Annotated in this window: 18 protein-coding genes and 1 pseudogene; 11 read left to right on the forward strand and 8 right to left on the reverse strand. The window is 59.2% G+C overall.

Features of this window, described 5'->3' with window-relative positions:
• Nucleotides 1-5: 5 nt before the first annotated feature.
• The 5 genes from B1C78_RS14545 to B1C78_RS14565 all read left to right on the forward strand — a co-directional run bounded on the left by B1C78_RS14545 (nucleotide 6) and on the right by B1C78_RS14565 (nucleotide 7,957).
• A complete protein-coding gene (locus B1C78_RS14545) occupies nucleotides 6-1,481 on the forward strand; it encodes a putative nucleotidyltransferase substrate binding domain-containing protein (RefSeq protein ID WP_175628325.1) in 1,476 nt (491 codons plus the stop codon).
• Complete coding sequence (locus B1C78_RS14550) at nucleotides 1,481-3,709, forward strand: 3'-5' exonuclease (protein WP_245795448.1); 2,229 nt, start codon at nucleotides 1,481-1,483, stop codon at nucleotides 3,707-3,709. The genes B1C78_RS14545 and B1C78_RS14550 overlap by 1 nt, the downstream gene beginning before the upstream one ends.
• A gap of 491 nt (nucleotides 3,710-4,200) precedes the next feature.
• Entirely contained in the window at nucleotides 4,201-4,731 is a 531-nt protein-coding gene (locus B1C78_RS14555; protein ID WP_077279892.1) for a hypothetical protein, read from the forward strand.
• Between the two features lie 780 nt (nucleotides 4,732-5,511).
• On the forward strand, nucleotides 5,512-5,955 hold the full coding sequence (locus tag B1C78_RS14560) for a GreA/GreB family elongation factor (RefSeq protein ID WP_077279893.1): 444 nt from the start codon (nucleotides 5,512-5,514) through the stop codon (nucleotides 5,953-5,955).
• A gap of 676 nt (nucleotides 5,956-6,631) precedes the next feature.
• Nucleotides 6,632-7,957: an MFS transporter gene (locus B1C78_RS14565; protein ID WP_077279914.1), complete on the forward strand. Its 1,326-nt coding sequence runs from the start codon at nucleotides 6,632-6,634 to the stop codon at nucleotides 7,955-7,957.
• A gap of 308 nt (nucleotides 7,958-8,265) precedes the next feature.
• Here the strand turns inward: B1C78_RS14565 and B1C78_RS18110 are convergent.
• From B1C78_RS18110 to B1C78_RS14585, 4 genes and pseudogenes are all read right to left on the reverse strand, one after another.
• A pseudogene (locus B1C78_RS18110) lies at nucleotides 8,266-8,616 on the reverse strand (transposase); the annotation flags it as partial.
• A gap of 84 nt (nucleotides 8,617-8,700) precedes the next feature.
• Nucleotides 8,701-9,336 carry a trimeric intracellular cation channel family protein gene (locus B1C78_RS14575; RefSeq protein WP_077279895.1) on the reverse strand — a complete coding sequence of 212 codons (636 nt, stop codon included), beginning with the start codon at nucleotides 9,334-9,336 and terminating at the stop codon, nucleotides 8,701-8,703.
• Nucleotides 9,337-9,351: 15 nt separating this feature from the next.
• The gene (locus B1C78_RS14580; RefSeq protein WP_245795449.1) at nucleotides 9,352-10,713 is read right to left on the reverse strand and encodes a hypothetical protein; all 1,362 of its coding nucleotides are present in this window, start codon (nucleotides 10,711-10,713) and stop codon (nucleotides 9,352-9,354) included.
• Nucleotides 10,714-11,581: 868 nt separating this feature from the next.
• Entirely contained in the window at nucleotides 11,582-12,286 is a 705-nt protein-coding gene (locus B1C78_RS14585) for a TfuA-like protein (RefSeq protein WP_175628327.1), read from the reverse strand.
• A gap of 526 nt (nucleotides 12,287-12,812) precedes the next feature.
• Between B1C78_RS14585 and B1C78_RS14590 the strand changes: the two genes are divergently transcribed.
• The 5 genes from B1C78_RS14590 (at nucleotide 12,813) to B1C78_RS14610 (ending at nucleotide 16,405) form a co-directional block, all read left to right on the forward strand.
• A complete protein-coding gene (locus B1C78_RS14590; protein WP_175628328.1) occupies nucleotides 12,813-13,388 on the forward strand; it encodes a hypothetical protein in 576 nt (191 codons plus the stop codon).
• Between the two features lie 371 nt (nucleotides 13,389-13,759).
• Entirely contained in the window at nucleotides 13,760-14,293 is a 534-nt protein-coding gene (locus tag B1C78_RS14595; protein WP_245795450.1) for a DsrE family protein, read from the forward strand.
• Between the two features lie 232 nt (nucleotides 14,294-14,525).
• Nucleotides 14,526-14,846 carry a quaternary ammonium compound efflux SMR transporter SugE gene (sugE, locus tag B1C78_RS14600; protein WP_077279898.1) on the forward strand — a complete coding sequence of 107 codons (321 nt, stop codon included), beginning with the start codon at nucleotides 14,526-14,528 and terminating at the stop codon, nucleotides 14,844-14,846.
• Nucleotides 14,847-15,397: 551 nt separating this feature from the next.
• Nucleotides 15,398-15,916: a type II RES/Xre toxin-antitoxin system antitoxin gene (parS, locus tag B1C78_RS14605; RefSeq protein ID WP_077279899.1), complete on the forward strand. Its 519-nt coding sequence runs from the start codon at nucleotides 15,398-15,400 to the stop codon at nucleotides 15,914-15,916.
• A gap of 243 nt (nucleotides 15,917-16,159) precedes the next feature.
• Nucleotides 16,160-16,405, forward strand: coding sequence for a ribbon-helix-helix domain-containing protein (locus tag B1C78_RS14610; protein ID WP_077279900.1), 246 nt, complete (start codon nucleotides 16,160-16,162; stop codon nucleotides 16,403-16,405).
• Between the two features lie 137 nt (nucleotides 16,406-16,542).
• Here B1C78_RS14610 and B1C78_RS18115 read toward each other — a convergent pair whose 3' ends face one another.
• The 4 genes from B1C78_RS18115 to B1C78_RS17680 form a co-directional block, all read right to left on the reverse strand.
• A complete protein-coding gene (locus tag B1C78_RS18115) occupies nucleotides 16,543-16,830 on the reverse strand; it encodes a plasmid mobilization protein (protein ID WP_425443982.1) in 288 nt (95 codons plus the stop codon).
• A gap of 163 nt (nucleotides 16,831-16,993) precedes the next feature.
• On the reverse strand, nucleotides 16,994-17,692 hold the full coding sequence (locus B1C78_RS17490; RefSeq protein ID WP_139349962.1) for a hypothetical protein: 699 nt from the start codon (nucleotides 17,690-17,692) through the stop codon (nucleotides 16,994-16,996).
• Nucleotides 17,693-18,443: 751 nt separating this feature from the next.
• Nucleotides 18,444-20,132: a recombinase family protein gene (locus B1C78_RS14615; RefSeq protein WP_175628329.1), complete on the reverse strand. Its 1,689-nt coding sequence runs from the start codon at nucleotides 20,130-20,132 to the stop codon at nucleotides 18,444-18,446.
• The gene (locus tag B1C78_RS17680; RefSeq protein ID WP_175628330.1) at nucleotides 20,129-20,305 is read right to left on the reverse strand and encodes a hypothetical protein; all 177 of its coding nucleotides are present in this window, start codon (nucleotides 20,303-20,305) and stop codon (nucleotides 20,129-20,131) included. The genes B1C78_RS14615 and B1C78_RS17680 overlap by 4 nt, the downstream gene beginning before the upstream one ends.
• 88 nt (nucleotides 20,306-20,393) lie before the next feature.
• On the opposite strand from B1C78_RS17680, the gene B1C78_RS14625 reads away from it, so the two are divergent.
• Complete coding sequence (locus tag B1C78_RS14625) at nucleotides 20,394-22,199, forward strand: tyrosine-type recombinase/integrase (RefSeq protein WP_077279903.1); 1,806 nt, start codon at nucleotides 20,394-20,396, stop codon at nucleotides 22,197-22,199.
• The last annotated feature ends 244 nt before the right edge of the window (nucleotides 22,200-22,443 follow it).

The raw sequence follows: 22,443 nt of genomic DNA on the forward strand, positions 1-22,443 counted from the left end.
TCGACATGGCTCCACTGCAAACCGACGTGGCCCTCTTTGGCGAGCGCGTCGATGACGCCATGGAAGGTCCGCCTCCGCTGGTGGCGGAGACGGTTTCTTGCCGTGACCTTGTCGCCACGCTTGCCCAGGCGGATGCCAGCTGCGCGATCATCATTGACCATCGACGGACACCCCGTGGCATCGTGACTGAACAGGACATCGTCCGCAGGGCCGCCTACGCCGTGGTTGGCGGGGAACCCTGCGTGCGCATCATGACCTCTCCCGTGCACACCGTTACGTGCGGCGACCCGCTCTACCGTGCCGTGGGCCGGATGCTGGAACTGGGTCTGAGACGCACGCCGGTCCTGGACGTGGAGGGCCGCGTATGCGGCCTGCTCGACCTGAGCAGGGCATTGCCGCGGGTCTGCGGGCGCGTCCTGCACCACTTTCGCGGGCTTGGCGGCAGCGGCGACGACGACCCGCAGGCCGCCAGGGCAATTCGGGAGGCGCAGGCACCCCTGATCGAGGAGTTGCTGGCCCGACAGGCTGATGCCCACGAGATTCAGGCATTGCTTACGCGCCTCAACGACGACATCTACATCCGCCTGGCCGACCGACGCATCGCCCTGCTCGAGTCACAGGGCCACGGCCGCGCGCCGGCGGATTTTTGCCTGCTGCTGATGGGTTCCGGCGGTCGCGCGGAGAACTACCTCGCTCCCGATCAGGATCACGGACTGGTCCTGGCCGACTACCCCGATGCGGACCACGACTGGATCGATGGCTGGTTTCAGCGTTTCAGCGAGGGCCTGATTGAGGACCTGGAACTGGCCGGCTTTCCCCGCGATGTGGGCCATGTGATGTGCATCAACCCCCTATGGAGAAAGACCCTGAGCCAATGGCGGACTCAGATCCGGATCTGGGCGCGCACCTTGGCGACCGTGAGCATCCGCCTGGGCGATGTCTTCTACGACTTCCGGCCCGTCTCCGGGAATCTGCAGCTTGGCCTTGAACTGCGCGCAAGCCTGCAGGAACTCGCGGCCGCCACGCCCTCGCTGCTGCGCGCCATGGTCGACGAGCACCGTGATCACGGTGTCGGTCTCGGCCTGTTCGGGCGGTTCGTCACCATGGAGCGCGGCAGCGCGCATCATGGCCACATCAATCTCAAACACACCGCGATCCTGCCCCTGATCACCGCCGTTCGGGTGCTGGCCCTCAAGCACCGCGTCGCCGTGACGGGTACGCTGGCGCGTCTGGAGGCGCTGCGTGATCTCGAGGTCATCGACCTGGCAAGGTTCGACAGCCTGAAACGGGCCCACGGTACCCTTTCGTCTCTGGTACTGCGCCACCAACTCGCCCAGTTGCACGCCGGCGAGACACCGGACTACTACGTTCATCCCGGCGAACTCGACCGCTCACAGGTACGCAGTCTCAGACGCGCGATGAGAAGCGTGCGTCGCCTGCGCGATCAGGTGCGCACGGACATCACCGGGCAGGTGTTCTGATGAGACTGCAGATCACGGGCATGAAATGGAGAAGCAGCGGGCGGAATAACGACGACATGCCCCGTCATCAGTCACGAACGCACGAACGCACAGACACGTCGGGATCCGGGAGTGTGCACCACCCCGGGATCCCGGGCGCGGTGGCCCGTCGCCTGATGTTCTGGGCCCCGGCGATGGTGCTGACGCTGCTCATCGTGGCCGTTCTAGGCACCCTGGCCGCGCTGAGCCTCCAGGCGCTGCCGGAAGGCTCCGACCCGACTTCCCTGGTGGCCGCCTTCGGCATCGGCGCCCTCGTACTGTTGGGCGCTGCAATAGGCATCTGGCTGCTGCTGGACGCCACGATCATGCGTTCCCTCGCGGCACTCGCCCGCGGCACGTCCATTCTGACCCACTCCGACCCGGGCCACGAACTGGAACTGCCCCGCATCCACTTGCTCGGCAAGCTGCCCGAGCGCATACACACCCTGGCTCGGCATCTCCACGAGGCACGCTGCGAGGTGGCCAAGACCCTGACCTGCGGCGCACAGGACATCGAAGGGCAGAAGGACCGCCTGGAGATCGTGCTTCGGGAGATCCGGGAAGGGGTCATCGTCAGCGATGCGCACGGGCGCATCCTGCTCTACAACCCGGCCGCCCGCACGATCCTGCGCAGCGAGTCCCTGGGCCTGGGTCGTTCCATCTACGAGTTGCTCAACCGCTCGGTGATCGATCATTCCCTGGACGTGCTGCACCATCGGCTGGCCCGGGCCGATGATGACGCCGGCCCGGAACAGGGTACCGAGTTTGTCTGCGCCACGATCGACGACGGCATCCTTCTGCGCTGCAAGATGAGTCTGATGTCTTCAACGAGCCCGCTGCGCTCCGCCTTCGTTGTGACCTTGGAGGACATCACGCACAGGATCGAGGATGCCGCACGTCGCGAGCACGCGCTGCGCTCGGCAATCGATGCGCTGCGCTTGCCACTGGCGACGCTCTCCGCGGCCGCCGAGGGCCTCGCCGGACCACCGAAAGGACAGCACCTGCATGCAGAAACCCTGGTTCGAGAAACCCGGGAGTTGGGACGGCGTCTCGAGCATCTGGCCTTTCAAAGCCGACGGGCCCTCTCCACGCCGTGGACCATGGCCGACGTCAGCAGCGCCGACCTGATCGCCAGCGTCCGGCGCCGCCATCCCGACGGGCTGCCGCGCATCAGCGTGGCAGGCTCCCCCTGTTGGCTGCGCGCCGAGGGTCATTCCGTCGCCTTGGTGCTCGAACACCTGCTGCGCCGGTTGTGCGGGAGCCGGGGTGTGGAGACGGTGACGATCGAGGCGCGGCCATGCGACGGCCGGGTCTGCCTCGGGATCGCGTGGCACGGATGGCCGGTACCGGAGGAGACCCTGGAACAGTGGCTGGACGAGGAACTGCCCGAGGCGGGCGGGGAGGCCACAATGCGCGGCATTCTCGAACGTCATCACGGCGCGTTGCACAACCGGCCCGGCGGTCCGGGGCGTGCCGAGATGCAGATTGCCCTGCCGGGTGCGCGCCGGCGGTGGGAGGCCCCGCAGGAGCGGGTGCAGCCCCGGCCCGAGTTCTACGACTTCTCGCTTGCGGACCAGGCCGCCAACCAGGGAGCCCACCTGGACCGTCCCCTGGAGGAACTCTCCTACGTGATCTTCGACACTGAAACCACCGGGCTCGCGCCCGCGCAAGGCGACGAGATCGTCTCCATCGCCGGCGTGCGCCTGCTAAACGGCCGCCTGCTCCAGAGCGAGCGCTTCGATCAACTGGTCAACCCGGGACGGCCCATCCCGAGGGCCTCCACACGGATCCACGGCATACGCGATGACATGGTCTCCGACAAGCCCGCAATCGAGGAGGTCCTGCCCAGGTTCAGGGCATTTGTAGGCGATGCGGTACTGGTGGCTCACAACGCCGCGTTTGACATGAAGTTCATACGTCTCAAGGAGGAACGCTGTGGCGCGCGATTTGATAATCCGGTACTCGACACGCTGCTGCTGTCGGTGTTTCTCCACGACCATACGCCCGCCCACACCCTCGAGGCCACCGCCCGGCGCCTGGGCGCGGTACTGATCGCTCAGCACACGGCGCTGGGCGATGCGCTGGTCACCGCCCAGATCTTCGCTCGGATGCTGCCGCTCCTGCGCGAGCGCGGAATCCATACCCTGCGGGATGCGCTCGAGGCCTCAGAGCGGATCGTCGAGGTACGTCGAAGGCAGGCGCGATTCTAACCCACACACGCTGCGAGTGCGTCCCCGAAGCGCTGGTTTTGCTGCGTCTAATGGGTATAATCGATCTCGTAGCGGGTTTGATTGGATTTTCGTTTGTGATGATCATGCTGAACCCAACCCTCCACCGTCGCCACACGAGACGGTCCTATTCCCTGGGGCGCCACATCGCCCAGCCGTAATCCCGCCGGGGGCGACATCCCCGGCGGAAAATCCCCATTGGCCCCGAGTCCAAAGTCGGCGGACGCAGAACGCCGCAAGGCCGTCGTACCCAGTGCATGTGCCAATTACTGGAGTCCTCGCTCACGCATGCGCTGGACATGATGCCTTTCGAGTGCCTTCCACCGCTCCGCATTCTTTGGCGCACAACGCTTGGTCGATACAGGAACAAACCTGTGGACCCGGCACAGAGCGCAGGCCACGCCACCGCGGTCACGCATTGACCTCGCATTCGGACACTGATTGTCTGCCCAAGAGTTACGGGGGTGCCCACCATGGCATATGTACTGGAGCAAGTCCTGTTGAAACCGAATGACGCGGAATATCCGCCACAACCCGAGCGGGCGATGAATCTGTCCGACCTGCCGAATGCGCGCATCGACGCGATCAGCAGCGGGTTTCGTATACTGGCTGAGAACGAGATCGCCCTCCGGCAGGCCGCCGCGCGACTACATGCCTATTCCGCCTGCCCATTGAAAGCATCCCCACCCTCGATCATCTTCGCCCGGGAACCGGTGGAGTCAGAACCGATCATGCGGGTCGTGGTGCATGCACCGCTCTGGACTCTGCACGGGCTGCGGAAGTGTTTCCAGGAAAGAGGGGCACGCATCATCGCCACCGGTTACAACGAGGAGGACTGGAGCCTCCACATGCTGGCGCCGATCTCCGGGCTGCTCGGGTGCTACGATGAGGTATCGGAACTCCATGGGGACACTGCAACCATCAACATGACGCTGAGCCACTACACGCCAGTGGAGACTACCACTCTCGAACCGCGCGCGAAGGCGGAGGTGATGCACGGATGAGCTCGCGGCTCGGATCCGGGTCACCGACGTCCGACCCGGATGCGCAAAATGACAGCGTTCCCACGCACAGAACGGGACGGAGATACCGGTTCCCAACAAAGCGGCCTTCCACCATGGCGCAATACTTCCAACCACGGCGAATAGGGTGATTATCAGGTGGACGCTCGGTTCCTGTCCTACAGATCTTGCCATACTGGCCCGCGTCAAATGGCCGGGCACACGATTCGACCAGGACCATGGGCGCCCTGTCTTTCTTCGCTCATGGCTCCTCACCGTATTTCGCAACCCGGCAGTTCGCTATGCTTCTCCGGACAGAGGCGTTTCTCGCTAGCCCGCGCATCTCATCGATAAAATGCAGATACGCCGCCTTCAGGGGAACACCATAAGAGCCCCCAACCCACAGGTAGAGGCGTAACACCGCGTTCTATTGGTGGGAAATGCGGACTAGTCGGTCCCTACCCCTTCTTTAGTTTACGGGGGCTCCCGCGAAGACCTGATCACATCGCGAATCCGGAGAGAGCCTCCGGAAAGTGGTGGAGTTTGCTTTCCCCGACCCCCCGGGCTATGGTCTGACTTCGATCAACCGCTTCCGGCGGTATACGTATCCGCACTAACTGATCATTCAGGCCTGTCAGCACCCATGGCAACGTACCTCACCTTCCAGTTCCGTCCCTCCCCGATCTTTCCGGCCTAAGCCGGACGCGGCTTCGCGTCCGGCCGTTCTCCTTGACACCCGAAGCTGTCGTCTGACTCTGAGTTTCAAGTCGGAGGGGAATCCTCATGTCTGAACGATTCACGGAGCTGAAGAACCAGGTGCTTCAGCAGTTTGAACAGTACTACCTGCATACCCACCTCGGCCTCTCGCTCGGCCCCCAGGAACTGGCATCCATACTGGCGAAGCTGGAGAACCTGGACGAAACCGACGCGGCGCCGGCCAACCAGTACCCGGAGAGAGTCCGCATCGGATCCCGAGTGAGACTGCTCGATCTGCAGGACAACAGCGAAGCGGAAATCGAGCTGGTGCTTCCCGTGGACAGCGCGCCACCCAGAGGCCGAATATCCATCTTCTCGCCGCTGGGGGCCTCCATCCTCGGGTTGGAGCCCGCGGAATACGCCGAAGTCCGATTTCTGGGGCGGCCGCTTCGCTACCTCGTGCTCGAGGTTCTCCCTCCCGAAGCGCGCCGGCACAGACACGCGCCCGCGGTACAGTCGGTCGCCCCCTGAAACCCGGCCCGCGAGCCGCACATGGCCGCGCCGGAAGTGATGGGGGCACGCATGGGATTCCCTCAATTGATCAGCGTATCGCGGTGAGCCACGTCGACGATGCATTCGACGTGCATGCTGTCATCCTCTGAACCACTCTATCAGGAGATCATCATGAGTAAGGAGAAACCGAAGAAGAAGGCCCAAAAGAGTCTAAAGGAACGACGCAAGGAAAAGCGTGAGCGTCGGGATGAGCAAGATACCGACTGACTGACCCGGACGATGGAATCACCGGGCGTGACTTGTCCTACGAGGCCCGAACGGGTGCGGCGCATGGACGCACCGCACCACCCCGAACAACGAATGGTGCCACCGCGGTCAGGCAGGCGTCGGCCAGTTCGCGTCCCTGGACTCGCACTGGCACTCATCTCTGCATCGCTGTCGGGTGTAGCGCTCACGACCTGCGCGTCCTCGGGCGTGGCCACGAAGTGCGCCGGCTCCTCGACGGCTACCCCGGTCGCAAACACCAGACACATGGCGGCGAAATGTTGTGAAGCACACATGGTATTCCCCAGAAGGATCCGCACATCTCGTCGAACCGCGCGGGGGTCACTCACGCCTGACCCGCAGTGTCGTTGGCTGGGCCGAAAGCGCAATGGCGGCCCCTGCCGCCGACCAGATTGGATCATGCCACCAGATGCAGGAGACCGTTCGTACCAGCCCCGCCATCGAAATGGCTTACCAGGCGCTCGTCGATGACGAAGACGCCCGCGTCTGCAAGGACATTTCCGACGATGCCTGCCGCGTGGTCCCGGGCAACTTCTTTCTGCAGATCCTCGCCCAGTTCTTTACCAAGCTCGCCGATGCGCTCGCGAACCCGAAGACCGTCCTCGCCTGGCTGCTCACCGCCCTGGGCGCGCCGGGCATCTTTACCGCCCTCCTGGTCCCTATCCGCGAATCCGGCTCCCTGATTCCGCAACTCGTCATCGCGAGTTACGTGCGCCTGCAGCGGATACGCAAATGGACATTCGTGCTTGGTTCCGTGCTCGAAGCCCTGGCCTTGTTCGCGATGGTCGTGATCGCCGCCACACTCACCGGCACGACCGCCGGCGTCGCTCTCATCGCGGCGCTGGTGATGTTCAGCCTCGCACGTGGCCTCTGTTCGGTCGCCTCTAAGGACGTGCTCGGCAAGACGGTACCGAAGACACGCCGCGGCCGCGTGGGTGGCTGGTCGGAATTCGCGGCGGGCATCGTCACCATCGGCGTCGGCATCGTGCTGATGGTCGATCCGGCCGGTACCGACAATACCTTCACTTACCTGCTGCCGTTCGCCGCGGCGGGGGGGCTGTGGCTGCTAGCTGCCGGTACCTATGCACTGATTCGCGAGTACCCGGGGGTCACCGAAGGCGGCGGTAACGCGCTCATCGAAACCGTCCAGCGCCTCGACCGACTGCGGAGAGACGCACCGTTCCGCCACTTCGTGATCGCACGCGCGTTGCTCCTGTCGTCGGCGCTTAGCGCGCCCTTCGTCATCATGCTCGCGCATGAGCAGACCGAAGGCGCGTTGCTCGTACTCGGCCTGTTCGTGCTCGCCGACGGCATCGCGCATGTCGTCGCCGGCCCGTTCTGGGGCCGCTTCGCCGACGTCTCCAGCCGCCGCGTCATGATCGTTGCCGGCGCAGCGGCGTCCGCGAGCGCAGCCGCCCTCGCGGCCGTGGCGACGTTCATTCCGGCATTGGCCGCTGCGGCATGGATCTATCCAGCGTTCTTCTTCCTGCTCTCGGTCGCGCATTCAGGCATCCGCCTCGGGCGCAAGACCTACATCGTCGATCTCGCCGGCGGAAACCGCCGCACCGATTACGTCTCGGTCAGCAACACGGTTATCGGCATCGTGCTGTTGCTCGCCGGCAGCGTCGGCGCGCTCACGGCGGTCATGCCGGTGGCAGGGGTCATCGCGATTCTCGCAGCGATCGGGTTCGTAGGGGCGATCTGGAGTGTGATGTTGCCGGAGGTGACGGGGTGAGCAACGCGAGAGCATGGTGAGAATGATCGCCATCTCGACCAATGGAATAACCCTGACATAACCGGATCCATAACGTTGCTCTCGCCAGTGTTGCGGGATCGAGCGCAGAGTGGAGTTCCCCCGTTTCGTGGACGGTCTACGGTTTGGGGTTCAAACCGTCTGTTCCCGGAGTGGCGACGATGCGGGTTGTACCAGCCCTCGATGAACTCGAAGATGGCCATCCGGGCGGCGGACTGGTTCTCGAAGTGCCGCCGCGTGAGCTGGCGATTCTCCCGTCTCCGGCGCGTGAGCTCCTGGCGCTCGACCGTGCTCAGGCCATCTGTGCGTCGCCCCTCATCGCGCTCCGCCTGGGCCACCCAATTGCGGATCGTCTGTGCCGTGGGCTCGAACTCCCGAGCCAGCTCCTCCGGGTTGCGACCCGCACGGACCAGCTCAATCATCTGCTGCCGGAACTCCGTCGGGTATGCTGTACTTCGTCTCGTCATCGTGGGCACCTCCTTCCCAAAAAAATCAGGTGTCCACGAAACGGAGTCAACTCCACATTGAATGTGGCAGTGATTCAGTTCAACCAGCGCTCCGACAAGACCTTGATTCGAAAGTGTGGCAAGCAAAATGTCAAGGAAAGTGGATGCGGGCTTTTTGAAACACGCCGCCAGCATAAAGTCGAGCAGTTAAGTTTTTTCGCCAATCTCCACCAAGGCCATAACACCTGATGAAACGAGAGAAGGCTCCACTCTTCGGCCTCACTCCATGCGCCAGCGTGGCAGTTGCCAGTTGAAAGCAATGGCCAGCATGCGCATGACAGTTGCGAAAAGTGCAGCAATGATCAATGCCAGCGCGGTGGGCAATGCTGCGGCATGACAGGCCACCAGTACCCAACCACCGGCAAAAGCGCATATCGCATAGAGGCGGTGATCGCTGAACACACTGGGAATTTGATTGCAAACAATATCCCGCAGTACGCCTCCAAAAGTGGCTGTGAACAGTCCCATAATGACCGCAACCAGCGCCGGCATCTCCATGCCAAGCGCAATTTGCGTACCGCCAGCAGAAAAGAATCCCATACCAATAGCGTCTGGCCATTGCATGGCGCGCTGAGTAGGCGCGATGTGTCTGGCGCGCATGAAAAGTACCGCGGCAACGGCTAAAGCAAGGATCAACCACACGAGTTCGACATGCTCCACCCAAAAAAGCGGACGCCGATCGAGCAGCAGATCCCGTAAAGTACCGCCACCGAATGCCGCCAGGCCGGCAACAGCAGTGACGCCGACCAGATCGAGTTGCTGCCTTGCCGCCGCGCTGATGCCTGAAAAGGCGAAGGCGACAACACCCACAACCTCGATAGCGTAGAGAACGTGACCGACATCAGGGAGGTTCATGAAAAAATCCCGCGGTCAGGCAGGCGTCGGCCAGTCCGCGTCCCTGGCCTCGCACTGGGCAATGCCGCGCACGGACAGGGTCACGCTCCACCGCTGCGCCCTTGCCACCGGATCGCCCGGAACGGTGCACACCACGAGCAAGGTATAACTGTGCTGTCTCTCGATCTCATGCACCAGAACCCCGTTCTGGACCTCCTCATCATTCGTCTGCGCAAACAGACGATTCTGCCCACCTTCGATCAATTCGCACAGGGGCTCCAGGTCAAGCCCCAATACCTCCTGGATCTGGTCCTGGCCCAATGCCTTCGACTCCAGAGTCAATCGCGTCCTGTAGAGGACGGCCTGCATCTCCTCACCGGTCTGACCCCTCCCTGCGTTGCGTTTGACGTTGTCCGGGAGACGCGCCGGAGGTGAGTAATCGAACCACACCAGTTGCGCACCCATCTCCTCACCGGTCAGCGGCTTCAGGATACGCGTCCTCGCCAGAGGCCTTCCCTTGCGTACCCACCCCGTAATCCGGTTCACCATCTCGTCATGCAGATAATCCCGAAGCGCATGAACCAGGGCGATCATGAGCAGCAGCGTGATTGTCAGCCTGTGTGCAGCCCTGAATGTGTGGAACAAGAGCACAGTGAACAGGGTCATGATCACCATCGTATAAAGCGCCTTCACTGTCCTGTGCGTGGTACGCCATAACTCGGTGGTTCGGGTCTTCATGACAACCGGGTATTGCAGCAACTTGTGGTACATCGCCATCCGGTTCCAGACTTGGGTCGGCGAACCTCGGAGATCCGCCAGGTATCCCTTCCGCTCCCTGTATTGGCGCTCCGCATCCAGATAGGCTCGCACGCGTTCGCTGTCGAGTTGCCCGACGTCGCTATATTTCGCCTTACTCGCGCACTCCAGGAAGAACTGTTCCGAGTACCAGGAAAAATAGATGTCCATTCGTCTGAAGTATGACAGCTGCGCCGTGCTCTCCGGGGGAGACTGCCGAAGCCTGCGCGCGAGGTTTTCGCTGAGTTTCAGCGCACGCCTCACGATCTCCTCGGGATTCTCGCTGTCCTCGAATCGCTGACGAAGCTGATCCATGGAGGCCTGGTAACGGGACAGCCACGTGCCGCATAGCACTTCGTAATACGGCGACAGCAGAGAAATTGACGAATCCGCCAGACTCGCCTTGTCCTCGGCAGGCAGGCCGAGCAACCGAAAGCCGTGATGCCAGTGCCCCGGCAACGCCCTCGTCCCGCCGAGAGCGCGTTCGAGAGACGCACGATCATGAGGCGTGAACACGTAGAGCGTGATCTCATGCTCGCCCGCCTTCTTCAGGGCTCGCTCAAGCTGGATGCCATACTTTCCCTTGCGTCTCAGCGTGAACACCGCACAACCCCTCGTGACGCCGGAACCCCTCCAGGGGAGCGCGGCGCCTGCCCTTGAAGTGCCCGTCCAGCCTCCCTCTTCCGGGGCTTCGATGCACGCCTTGCCGCTGTGGCGTCCCTCGCTCGCCAGAGAACCCGAAGTATCAGGAACCTCATCCGGCGCCCCATGAACCGGACCTCCACCAGTTCCGCCGGCCGCCTGCCCACAAGCACACTCCCCAGCGGGGACGTCAGCGTGGCAGTTCCAGGTCGATAACCGTCGGCATCCGACTCTACGAGTTCGATTCGTGCCTCGCTGCCGTCGTCCATGGATAGAAGCTCCACGACGTCACCCGTTGCCAACCCCATCATGGCGGGATCCTCCGGTGCCTGCGTCTGAAGACCGGTCAGGATCCGCGAAAGATCGACCAACCCTTCCAGGGAACGAGGATTCACCCAACTCTTGTCGTCACGGTGACTTTCCGGACGTTCAACACAACTTGCCTTCAACATAGCCAAACTCGCACACAACGTGATCGCCCCGACAGGGGCGTCGACATCAACTGATCCTGGATAGCAATCAGGCCGGACGCGTGCACGCGTCCGGCTCACGCCGGGCAGATGCCAGCTTCGGGGAAGAAATGGGAAAGGGAGGTGCCAGACATGTGTGAGAGCCTGCCTGTACTAAGGAGACCTGCGCGGCATGCGCGGCCCGCCGGGTCGATCCGCCAGATCTTATCTTGAACCTGGGTCCAACGCAAACGGCCGGCCTCCGTCGGCCGAAAATCAACGCAAATTCCGTACAGACAGGGGTCTGAGGCGACATCCCTACCGTATCGGGAAATGACGTCACCCGATGTGCCAGGCATCTGCCGCCCCCGGGCCTCTTCTCATCGGTCAGGAAATGGGTATGGAATACGCTCATTCCCAATATTGCTGCATCCAAGGGAAGCCATCGACGTGAGCAAACCACGGGCATCGTCCGCTTTCGCATTGTGGAAATGCGCCGGCAGATCGGCAACCCCATGCTCTCCAATGACCTTCCGGAGAACAGCTTTGAGGCGATCTGTGCATCGTTCCTCGACTGGCATGAGGGAGAGCGCTTCTAACACTCTCGACATACGCTCCTTCTCATTGGCCGGAATAAGACCGGCACGCGCAAGGGTAAACACAACATCAACAATGGGTATGGTCATTGCCTTCATGAGGTCCGGCCCTAATAGAACGGCAACAAGGTCTTCCCTATTGTGAGCAACGTCTCTAATGAACCGGAACACCTGACCCATACCCACCATGCCCTCCCTCTCCAACTCACATGCGAGCAGGGCTCCCGTACTCGCCGCTCCATAAAGTCGAAACCCCCGCTCCATGGCACATCGGACCTCGGCTAAAGAAAGCCGTTGCTCCCTGTCCAGTACTCCGTCTATGACTCCAACCGCACACGGTGCAGTCAATGCATCAAGATCTCCTTTCCTTAAAGGCGGACGGTAGTCTGCATCCAATATACTCCGGGCATCCTCGATGCGGAGACTCGGCCCCAGGAAAACGACCGGCGGTCTGGCGTTCCATCCTCCAGAGGCAGTCATAGAATCCATACGTCCCACACCGTTCGTGAGTTGAAAAGTACTCTGACGCGTCGAGCTTACTGGATATCTCAAGCACCGGGCTGCCATTCGCATCACGCCACCAGTACGCGCCTTGCTTTGTTTTTTTTTGAGCCTATAATCGACTGCTGATTGGATCAACTTGGTCTCATGTGCAACATGATTATGCTTAGTCCAAGCTCCCAGCACTGCCTTCACGACCGGCAGGACCATCATAGGCGTCGCACCATCCAGCCGTAGCGACGCCGGGGACCCCCTTCCCCGGCAGTAACACCCAACCGATCTCAAGACTGCACGGCCGTGCCCACGTAAGACGCGGGTCGCGTAGGGCGCGGGTGTTGATACGTCATACACCTTGTTAGCAGACGTGCACGGACTGCGCCAAACGATGCGCGCCTAGACAGAAACCATGTCGTCCTGTCGCCCGTTCATGAACTCACTCGGTCACCCGGACTGCCTTTGCGGACCTTACAACTGTGGGGGCACAAGAAGCATGCGCTCGCAATGGACTTCTGCTATGACCTACGTCCTCGAACAACACCTACTCTCCACACCCAGTCAAGCGGCGAACCAGATCATACCCATCCGCGTTCTGCTCCATGACACAGCAGGCGCACAAATTAACCAGGTGCAAAGGGGGTTTCGCATACTTGCCGTGGACGAGAAGGCGTTACAACAGGCGGTCCTACTGCTCCGAACCGTATGCCCGATGCCATTGAGCACATCCGAACCGCTCATCATCTGTACCACAAAGCCCGTACCCGCCGAACCAGTAATGACCATCATCATCACCACACCTACTGACTATCTTCAACCCATTCTGGCGCGTCTCCTCTCGCGCGGCGCTGTCCTGACTACGATCGGATACGGATCCGGAGAGCGCCAGCTCTGCCTGAGCGGCCCGCTGTCCGGCGTGTTTGGCTGCCATAGCGAGTTAAATGAGATCTCAGAAGGTCGTGCGTCGATCGACATGAAATTTAGTCATTACAGCCCGCTGTCATCGGCTATGCCTGTGCCGTCTACTTCGAGCCATGAGGACACGTTGAGTATTCCCATCAGTGCCATCAATGGGGCCAACCATGAAGATCGTTGATGTTCTGACGAATTCCCGCCGCAATCCCCCACTGTATGTGCTCAGCACGTATCGGTGCTTGATCGTCTCGAAAGGGAGCCAGCAAATGAATGGCCAGCAACCACGTACCAGGAGGCATACACCAATCACTCATGACACCAGGGCCTCACTGATAACCTGGTGAGGCCCGACTCCTTCGTCTGCATGATGCAAGAGCACTCCCAAGTGAAGGGGTTCGCGCTTGTCGTGGGCAGCGCATGCCGCCACAACATAGCAAGTAATCTAGAGCACCTCAGCAGATGGTGCTCCGCTTCGGAATGGTCAAATGCGGTCTAGCGTCAGCATGTATCTGACTCTTCGCCTCGACTTTCAACCCAATACAAGGGGTATCAATGATGTCTAGTAAATATACACTTATCCTGGGCTCCGCCGTGCTCGCCGCGGCCGTTTCGCTCACACCCGTCTTTGCCAGCGACGACTTCTCGCCCTACGGCACTGCCACTGTAGACATGAAGGAGTACCCTGTAACCAACGCGGTCTTCGATGCTAATTATCAGGATCCAAACGATCTAAACCTGCTCTACGCGTTCGTCAACAACACCCGTGTCCCGCTGAAAGGCCATATGATCGTCGTGACACATGGCCCTGAACTACGGGCTTTTGCGAAGGAGAACTACGTGAAGTACCAGGCGATCGTCGATCGTATGGCGGAATTGGCCGAAGAGGGTGTGGAGTTCCGGATGTGCCGGAATGCGCTTCTTGCGGCCGGGTATGCACCCGACGATTTTCACGGCTTCATCACAGTGGTTCCGGCCGGCTTTCCGGAGTTGGCATACCTGCAGGCGCAAGGATACAAGTACATTAATCCCCTGCCCTACTCACCGCTGGATGTACGATACCTCGACCAGCCACACCTGAGAAAGTAACAAGTAACGGTGCCCGGGGATCCTACGATCTCCGGGCATCGAGCCTTGGGACAGAGAGTTTCTGGCCTACACACGCACAAGTTTCTTGCACGCTCTGGCTGATGAGCGCCATCTCCTATTGTGTTACGAGTGATCATACTGCGTGGTCTGAACCCTTGACCGCAGATGCCCAGGGACGACCCTGGCGCCTTCATCAACTGGCGGGGACGGCCCCTCAATGCAAGGAGCCGACATGAGCTGGTTGATCCTATTGCTTGCTGGTTTGCTCGAAATTGTATGGGCGATTGGGCTCAAATCCACGAACGGATTTACGAGACTAGCGCCTTCTCTTGTCAACCTCGTTGCTACGGCCGGAAGCTTCTACCTACTCAGCGTTGCCATGCGGTCGTTACCGTTGAGCACGGCTTATGTGGTCTGGGTGGGAATAGGTGCGGTAGACGCCGCCATCGCTGGCTTGGTGATTCTCCCGGAGTCTGTGACGACTCTCAAGATCACAAGCCTGCTGCTGATTATAGTTGGAATCATAGGGCTCCAGTTAACAAGTCCTGCCTAACGTCTTGGATTTCAGCCGAGGCCCGCAGCTTGGTGTGGGCTTCGGCTCAACTATTGAGCTCAAATCCACCCCGATTCTTCGGAACGACGGGCCTACACAAGGCTGAGCGGGCCTGACATTGAGCGCTGCGGCGGACGCCTATTCGCGCACCGTCGTAATGATTATGCAATGCCCTTGGAGATCGCGTATCGTTCGCCCTGTACCAACCCAAAATAGGGTCCACTCTTATTTTACGATAAGCCGCTTTCGTAAAATACGAATCGTAAAGACGCAAGGGGATGGCGGTTCCCGCTTGGCTTTGAAACGCAAACGGCTCTGCCGCGGGCGGGGAGGAGGAGGCATTTCGGTCGGTTCTGGGTCGCAGTGCGTGAGAGCCAATGTCCGCAAGGTGCGAGTGTGCATACCAGGACGGTCCCAGAAATGGGACTGCACATCTGACATGAAAAGACCTTTTCCAACAGACGCTCCCATGCACACCATACTGTGCAAGGGGGTCTCGTCTACACTAGGCCCATACCGAGCGATTACGACTATCGAACCGGGGAGTTCATATGATACAGATCACGAACCCGCCCTCCGGACGGCCGGGCGGCATACGGCAAGGATCAAGGCCTGGGCGGCAAGGGGGACCGAGTTCAATTGCTGAGCTCGACTCCCTGGTCCGGGCGCTTATAACCGGGCGCCGCACCGAGAAATTCATAACGATCGATGAACTCATTAAGGAGATGCGTAACGGGTTGTCGCCGGCCGTCGTCGAGCGCTTGAGATCGCGTTTCGCACTTACCCAATCCGAGGTTCTTAGTGTACTAGGCCTGTCTCGGCGAAGCTACCTGAAGCGCAAGGCAGAACGAAGACGACTCTCTCCTCTGCATTCCGATCGAGCATATCGGCTTTCGAAGGTCGGCGTGCATGCAGAGATTGTGTTTTCAGACGAGCAAATCGCGCATGACTGGCTTACTAGCTATATCGTCGCTTTGGGTTCCAAGCCGATTGAAGCCCTCGATACAGAACCCGGAATGACTCAAGTCGAGAATGTCCTTGGTCGTATCGAGGACGGCGTTTATAGTTGAGATATTATGGGCAGAAAGCGTCGACAAGGAATTTCCAGGGTGGCCTAGACGGGTGATTCGTCCAATGATGAATCGCTTCTGGGATACAAGACGTCATACCAGTAGTCGGCGAGGACCGCTTCGCAGAGCTCTTTACGACTGCTTCCACCCGAACTTGCCAATATTCAGTTCCCGAATGGCCATGGAATAGGTGGCCGAATGGGCGTGGAGTATGCCTCCTGCGATGCCGCCTAGGTTCTAGTTATGAAAACACTACACGTTTCCCTGCCCGATTGCCTCACGGCGTTCATCCAGGAACAGGTCCGCCTGCGTGGCTATCGCACACCCAGCGAGTATGTGTGTGATCTTGTTCAGCGCGACCTGGACCGGCACAAGCTGCGCAGCCTGATGCTTGCCGGAGCCGGATCGGCACGCGCCATACCCGCCGACCGAGCCTATTTCGACAGCCTACGCGTACGCGTGCGCAGAGGTACGAGGACAAGGCGCTGAAGGCAGAGATGAAAGCCCAGTTTCTGCCCGGCATATTCGAAACGACCAGGCATTGTTGACGGGCCTCGTGTCCGTAGCTTCGCCTAGCCACGACATTCAGGCCACCAGCAATTCACAGCCCACAGGCAAAGTGTGTATCAACTGCCACGATGGCGGGCGCGTGCCTCCATCCGCTTTATGCGTTCGTTGGAGCGTGCTACATGCTCCAGAGTGTCGTCTATAGCCCGTTCCGCTCTTGCAGTGGCGTGAACTACGGCATCGAACAACGCATACCGGGCCTGCTCCTCGTCCCCATTCGGACAATCAAGCGCAGTTCGGCGAATGAACTCACTCAATGACAGACCCGCATGCGTGGCATACCTGGCGAGCCGCGTATGCTCGGCGTGTGTCACACGAATCACAATCCGCTGATTTCTCCTGTGCATATCTCCTCCCGGTTCCGATCCAGTGGGAAGGCGCTTGAGTCATTATCCGCGCCTAAGGCCGTCAAGCCAAACCCCCGATGAATGGGAGACGCCGCCGTAGGATCATGGCTTTGGGCTGGGCCGCCTGAGACAGAGATCCTCGTCAGCGCCGCGAGTAGGGCATCTACCGATTGGGCGATCCATACAACTCGCTGTATGCTTGGACTACGTCCGCCTTGCCGAAACCCGGAACTACCGTATTTCCCTTTGAAAGCCCTTCAAAGTCCATACTAGTGAGCCGCTGCCTGACCTTCTCGCTTGCTGCCTTGAATAACATCCAATGTGTCGTTCGCTCGCAACGCGAAGGATCTGTCTCTCTCCTTGAATAATCCACGACTCCCTGTCGTGGCACCGCAAAGTGAAAATCTTCATCAAAGAACTTTTCGGCCGCACGCGTATTGTTGTATATCCGCGCCTTGAAATCTGGATGGCGCGACGGCGGCGGCGCATTAATTCTTAGATCGTCCAGTGTGCCATGCCGTCGGGTCCACACCTGAAACGTGCAGTTGACATGATACGGCCTTCCTTTAAATGAAAACGCATTCGATTCCAGAGTTGTATCCGATATGAGACGAAACCCGGGGGCTAAGTGTCGATGCACAGACCATTTTCGGAACAGCAGAGGCACGATGAATGCAATCGTGTCTGAAAACGTCCCGGCATGGTTGAAGAATTCAATGGCCAACGCTGCCCTACGCCCGAAGGGTGGATTTCCAACGATAACAACATTGTCGTTGTCTCTGATCCCGATGTCCTGCGCTGTCACTTCAAGAAAGTTCGCGGTCATCACACCCCGATATTTCGGATCAACATCGATACCCACCGCGGAACTCGGCAACTGCTTGAGGAAAGCCCCAGTGCCCGCAGAGGGCTCCAAGAACTTCACGCATTGGCCGTAACCTAGTAGGGGTAACAACCGTGTCACGATATCGACACACGACTCTGCGACAGCATCAGATGTGTAGTATTGGTCAAGGCGTTGGGCATCGGACATGCCCTGTATAGCCAATGCACAACAACTCTTGCATCGGACACGTCAAGAATCTGTCCTTCTCGCGCATCGAACTCCGTGATGGTGCAACACGCCGCTCGAACTGCTGAATCTGAAGGTGGTGAAATATCAGCTACTGCGCGGAGAATAATAGTCCGTCCCCGATGTCCAACGATTGACCGAGGTCGACCTGCGAGGGCCCAGGAGCGCTGTGAGATTTCGCTGGGAGTAGAAGGGGGCTCGGTATGTCGCCGCCGTGCCTTGGCGCGATCCTTTTCAGTCAACAGCGCCTAACCAAACGATCCCTAAGCAACAGCAACCATTCCTTACTCCGCCGTCCATGGGATCCGTGTACCGCAGCCAGCACAAGCCAAGGCGGAACGTCCTGGGGCGCAGTTCCACACCCGTGACCGCCGCACAACCTCGCGCATGCACAGAAGTTGACGCGGTTTGACGTTGTAGGAGTCCCTTCGGCCGGCCGAACACCCTCCTCCACCCTTAAAATCAATGGGTTAAGCAGTTATCATTTTGTCTCGTTCTGATCCCAGAACGAGACAAAACATTAATTGCAAGCTTTCCCGCATCAGCCGACGCGCCTCTGATTGAGCGCGGACGAGGCCCCCTGCTCATCTTCGACGGGGATGCAGTCTACGGTCCACACTGTTGGACGACGGGCAGTACTTGTCAGCCTAAACCGCAGAGTGATCAATGAGCCATCCATAGGTTCTGTGTTGGACGCTAGCGCCGACATGATGCCCGGGGACAGGCTTACTCGTACATCGGCCACATGACGGCTCCTCTTTCCCTCGAAGACGATTTCCGGAAATAAGCGGGCGAGTAAGGACCTGATCTCCGCAACCGGCCTGTTAGAGTCCCAAATCCTTGGGATCAGATCTCTCGGATCTACCTCCAGTTGCCGTCGAACATTCTCCATATCGACCGGAACTCGCTCTTTCTCAAGCTCACTGAGCTTACGCAACAGACTCTGATGCTCCCGTCTCGCCTCCTCGTACTCATTCAGTAGCAGTTCATCCTCTCCTTCTTGGCGCCGTATCGCCTTCAGCAACCTGCCACATCCCCTCGCCGCTCTTTCGCATTCGAGCCTAGCTGCCTGTATTGCACTACCCACATCCTGTGTTAGCAATTGCTTAAGCCGCCTTCTGCGCTCCTCCAGGATCGGCCCTGTGATGATCGCATCGATCGCTTTTGTCAGTATATGCTCAAGCCCTGTCACCGACAGATAGCCCATTGGCCTTCGATCAATCCCCACACGGCGTGCTTGCCCACACTGCGCACAGTACATGGCTTGGGCGTTCCCGCCGGTTGATATGGTCAACGTGCTGCCACATTGACCACATGAGACCAACCCTGCGAAACGGTGCTTTCCGCCCCCGTATCTCGATCGACTGATTCTTCCTTCGTTGCACAGGTACCAGATTTCATCGCTGACGAGCCTCAAGTGCGGCCTTTCAAATTCGCGGATCTCGGGATCGCGTTTTCTCCTTTTGACTTTCTCCTGACGGCCCTTGGATCCATGCCAACGGAACGTACCACGATAGATCGTGTTCCCAATCATCCGCCTGATCGTTGCTGGCCGCCAATATGCTGCTGCTTTTCGGGGACGAGGCGGTTCGACACCCTTTTCGTTAAGCTGCCTCGCGATTTCTCCATACGCTGTGCCTTTACTCCGCAACTCATATATCTGCACCACGACTTTCGATTCTTCCGGATCAACCCGCCAGGCGGTTCCCAGGCGGTTGCCCTGATCGTCGAGCTGCCGCTCGTACTGATAGCCGTAAGGCGGGGTTGCGATCATGAATCCGCGCTCAAGCTGGCCTAACATTCCTCGAACGACCCGATGTTGCGTGTCTCGAATCGACTGCTGACTTATGAGTCCAACGAGACCGAAGGACAGCTGCCACTGCTGCTGACTTGTATCGAGACCATCCGCGGCCACAACCCGGACGCCGGTTTGCTCGATCCTCCGCTGAAGGTTAGCTAGCTGTACCGCGTCCCGCGATAGCCGACTAACTTCGTCGACTACCAGTAGGTCCAGTTCTCCGCGGTCCCACGCATCAACGAGCGCGAGGAATCCTTGTCGCTTAGAAAGGTGCTTATCTGTTCCTGATAGCGCGCCATCACTGAAAACCTGTACATCCCCATTCTCCAGCCCCAATCCCTGGATGACCTCTCGACAGCGTCGAATCTGATCATCGATAGACGTCTGCCGCTGATTGTCGGTGGAATATCGCGCGTAGATCGCTATTTTCATTGACATTCATTCTCCCCCTTAGATTGAAGTAAGGCGACGCGCTCATGATGCAACTGAATCTCGATCAAGAGATCGATCAACTCGTTGATTTCCCGAGGGAAACAGCCGGGCCCATCCCGGTGTTTTTCGCCGCCCGTCAATTGAATTAGCGAATCCGTCAGTCTTTCTTTCATTTTTTTCTCCATTTTTCGGTCAAGCCCGCCACCGATTGGCTACACCACTTACCAGCGGCGATCCAAAACCGCCGTTTCGAGCCCATGAATGCTGCTGGAATGGGTCTTGAAGCGTGAGACACATACTGTGGCCAAGTACCTCACTTACGAAAAACGTCGTGAGCGTTGGGTTTTTCAAATGCGAATTCCTCCCAACGTTCGCACCGAGTTCGATGGCAAGACGACAATTCGCCGACACATCGGGAACGTCAGTTACGACGACGCGGTCGCACGCGCGACGCTGTGGTCTACGGAGCTCAAGGAGCTTTTCTGCAAAATCGCCCATACGCAGAACGCATCGAATCGCACCAAGTCGGCGACTTGGTCCGTAGTGCACTTTGAGTTCAATGACGACATCGCACAGAGATTGATTGCGACCTGGAGGACGACACAGGCCCGCATGGTCACCATGCAGATCGAGGCTCTCAGAGGAACCTCGGACCACGCCTGGCAGGAATTGGCAACACGCTTCCACGCTCACATGACAGAAGCGCAGGATCAGATGCGACAGTATGATTCCGGCGTTGTGCATGCTGCTCTGCGTCGCCTGGAGCGCGAGTATGCTTTTAGGCTGAGTCGCTCTACGACAGACCTGAACCGTTGGGCCGCGGATTTTCATTTCGCTCGAGTGCAGTTCTTTTCTGACTGCATCAAGGTTCTTAGGCAAGAGATGTCCATCAACGAACTTGCCCCGCGCCCCACCCTGCAACTCCCCCTCGCAGACCTTTGGGGTACGCCTGTCGAGCAGCTCACAGACACTTGGGTAGAACACCGCTCGACAGATGGAATCCCGATTAATCTGAAAACGCTCCAAAAGTATGCGGCTATTGCATCTGATCTGAGTTCCGTCATCACCAGACGCGCTGTTGAGAGCCTTCAACAAGCGGACCTCATCGCTCTCAAAAGAAAGTGGGCCTTGAACGGTAATGGGGCAGGCACGATAAATGGGAAGCTGCAAATGCTGAAAACTCTGCTTCGGCCATATCTCGCTAGCGATCGCATCTCCGTGCTCTTTGACCGCTGCCGTGTCAAGGCCCCACGGAAGCGTGTTGCTCGACTTCCATTTACCGATAGCCAGCTTCGCCGTCTTATCGAAGCCGTGAATCAATCGCCACAGACCAGAATCGCTGATCGAGTGCTTATATACATGCTCTTGTTGCTCGGAACTCGAGTGGAAGAGATCTATCAGCTCACCGCGAAAGATGTTGAGACAGTAGAGTACGGATGGATCATTCGGTTTGCAGACAACGCTCAGACCGGGCAGGGCGACTCCGAACTGAAGAATGACGAATCGGCGCGTCGCATGCCTCTCCTGCGCGGGATATTCCCCGAAATGGACGCCTGGATCGATTCTCACCGATCTTCCGAATACCTTTTCCCCGACGGAAGTGCCAACAAGTACGGAAAACGTGGTGACGCGGCGGGGAAACGCATCAATGGGTTGGTTCGGAAGCTGTTTCCCGATGATCGTCGACTGGTACTCCAAAGCACCCGCAACACTGCCGGACAAGTACTTCGCCGCGGGCATGTAGACCCTCGGATTCGACAGCGATTTCTTGGTCACGCAGACTCCTCTTTGCACGATAAACACTACGACCCAGGCGCATTGCTTGATTCCGACGATTTCTGGTCTGGTTCAGTCGCGATTGCTTGTCACCTCATGCGCGTAATGGGGGTTGAGCGCCTGCCATGGGTCGATCTTCACGTTCACTACAATGCCAACATCGCTCAGGACCGCTCCGACATGCTCAAGGAAAGCCTCTGGGCCAGGACGAAAAAGGAGGCTGCCCTCGATATGCAAGAGTCGGAGATTGAGTCTCCGGCACAGCTCTGTCTTGAGCCGCCGCCTTATTAGGTACATCTCGAAGTGGGGACTGGTGTCGTCCAGAGGCGCTGACCAGACTTCGACAAACGCCCCGAACTTCGTGAGGTAAAAGTCGGACTTGCTCCGATGTCGGCGACCGCGTGGAAAAGTGAATGGGTATTGGACCTCACTGACAAACTCAATCTCGTTAGCCTCGAGGAGCCTCGCGACGGCAAGTTCCGGCAGACTCTTGCAAAAACCTCCAGATGTCGGATAACCCTGAGGTGGTCGCTTT

Origin of the sequence: Thioalkalivibrio denitrificans (assembly GCF_002000365.1) — a bacterium.
Taxonomy (GTDB): Bacteria; Pseudomonadota; Gammaproteobacteria; order Ectothiorhodospirales; family Ectothiorhodospiraceae; genus Thioalkalivibrio_A; species Thioalkalivibrio_A denitrificans.